Source organism: Arthrobacter sp. TB 26, assembly GCF_000427315.1.
Classification (GTDB): Bacteria; Actinomycetota; Actinomycetes; order Actinomycetales; family Micrococcaceae; genus Arthrobacter.
On the sequence record NZ_AUPJ01000354.1, the window covers coordinates 1 to 1,991 of the forward strand.

Here is a 1,991-nt window from a genome sequence, read left to right on the forward strand (position 1 = left end):
GGCGGACTACAGCGACGCCCCGGGGGAGCGGGGGAGCCTGTACCTCTCCGTGGCGGAGGCCGCGGCTCATGTCGCCGCGTGCTCGCTGCTGGGCATCCAGGCAGGCTTCCATGTGATCGGTGACGCCGGCCTCGACGCCGCGCTGGACGCCCTGGACCAGGCGGCGGCGGAAGTCGGCGAGCAGAAGGTCCGGGCCGCCGGCCACCGCCTCGAACACGTCGAGCTCGCCGACGCCGAATCCATCCGCAGGCTGGCCGCGTACTCCGTCACCGTCAGCGCCCAGCCCGGCTTCGACGCTGCCTGGGGCGGCGAAGGCAGTCTCTACCAACAGCGCCTGGGCACCCGGCGCACCGGTATGAATCCCTTTGCGTCCTTCTACTCCGCCGGCGTCCCGATCTCCTTTGGCAGCGACAGCCCGGTCACGCCCTTGCGGCCCTGGGCCAGCGTCCGGGCCTGCCTGCAGCACAACAACCCCGCGGAACAGATCTCTGCCCGCGCAGCGTTCCTCGGCCATACGCGGGCCGGCTGGCGCGCTGCCCGGTACCGGAACCCGATGGCCGGCCAGCTGGTACCCGGCGCCCCCGCCAGCTTCGCCGTGTGGGAAGTCGAGGAGCTCATGGTCCAGGTCGCTGACGGCCGGGTCCAGTCCTGGAGCACGGACCCCCGCGCCCGGACGCCGCTGTTACCCGCACTGGACACCGGCTCCGAACCGGCCTGCCTGCAGACCGTCAGGGACGGCCGCGAACTGTTCTCCAGCGGCTCCCTCCGGGGCTGACCGCCGGCGGGCCCGGCAGGTGCCACAGCGAAACTTCGTCCCCCAACAGATGGCCCTGACCTGCGACGATGGATGAACCGGCAGGTCACAGAGCGGTTGACAGATCGGGGCGTGCCCGTAGCATTGAGGGTCAACGGAGGGTTGCGTACGGCGCAGGCTCCGGACGTCCCCCCGGTCAGTTCCAGGTTGCCGCAAGCGCGGCAGCTCCTCTGGCCGTGGCCATGGGTACCCCCAGGGGGCGGGTCCACTTCGCAGCAGAAAACGGTTCCGGCGGCGCTTTCCGCGGGCTGCCGGAACTGGCCCGAAGCGGGTGGACCTGCCCGGGGGGCCGGCACCGGCCCCGGAGGGTCCGGCGACTCCCTATAATGGAGAGTTGCGCCTGGTGTCAGCTCCTGAGTGACCGCCCGGCGTTTGACCGCTCCCTTCAAGGAAAGGCCTCGCTGTGCGTGTCCTCACGATCATCCCGACCTACAACGAGCTGGAATCGTTGCCCAAGACCCTCGGGCGCCTGCGCACGGCGGTGCCAGGCTCCGACGTCCTGGTTGTCGACGACAACAGCCCCGACGGCACCGGGCAGCTGGCGGACCGCTTCGCCGCTGAGGACAGCCAGGTCCACGTCCTGCACCGCGCGGGCAAGGCCGGACTCGGAGCGGCGTACATCGCCGGTTTCAAGTGGGGCCTCGACGCCGGTTACGACGTCCTCGTCGAGATGGACGCCGACGGCTCGCACCAGCCGGAGCAGCTTCCCCAGCTGCTTGAGGCCGTGGAACAGGGCGCCGACCTCGCCATGGGCTCCCGCTGGGTACCCGGCGGCAGCGTCGTCAACTGGCCGCTGTACCGGCAGGCGATTTCCCGGGTGGGCAGCACCTACGCCCGGATCCTGCTGGGCCTAAAGATCAAGGACGTCACCGGGGGCTTCCGTGCGTTCCGCCGGAGCACCCTGGAGAAGTTGAACCTGGACGCCGTCGACTCAGTGGGGTACGGCTTCCAGGTGGATCTGGCCTGGCGCGTGGCCAAGCTTGGTCTGACGATTGTCGAACGCCCCATCACTTTCGTCGAGCGCGAGCTGGGCGCCTCGAAGATGAGTGGAAACATCGTGGTCGAAGCCATGGTCAATGTGACGAAGTGGGGCCTGGCCGCCCGCTGGAACACACTTTCCGGGAAACTCACCGGCAAGGCTGCCGCGAAGTAGTCCCCTTAACGAATCAACGCGGGG

Annotated in this window: 2 protein-coding genes; both read left to right on the plus strand. The window is 69.5% G+C overall.

Annotated elements, in window-relative coordinates; all coding sequences use genetic code 11:
- Positions 1-775, plus strand: a 775-nt coding sequence (locus tag K789_RS0113545) for an amidohydrolase family protein (RefSeq protein WP_024367216.1), incomplete at its 5' end; no start/stop codon positions are given.
- A 442-nt stretch (positions 776-1,217) separates the two neighbouring features.
- The gene (locus K789_RS0113550; protein ID WP_024367217.1) at positions 1,218-1,967 is read left to right on the plus strand and encodes a polyprenol monophosphomannose synthase; all 750 of its coding nucleotides are present in this window, start codon (positions 1,218-1,220) and stop codon (positions 1,965-1,967) included.
- Positions 1,968-1,991: the final 24 nt, after the last annotated feature.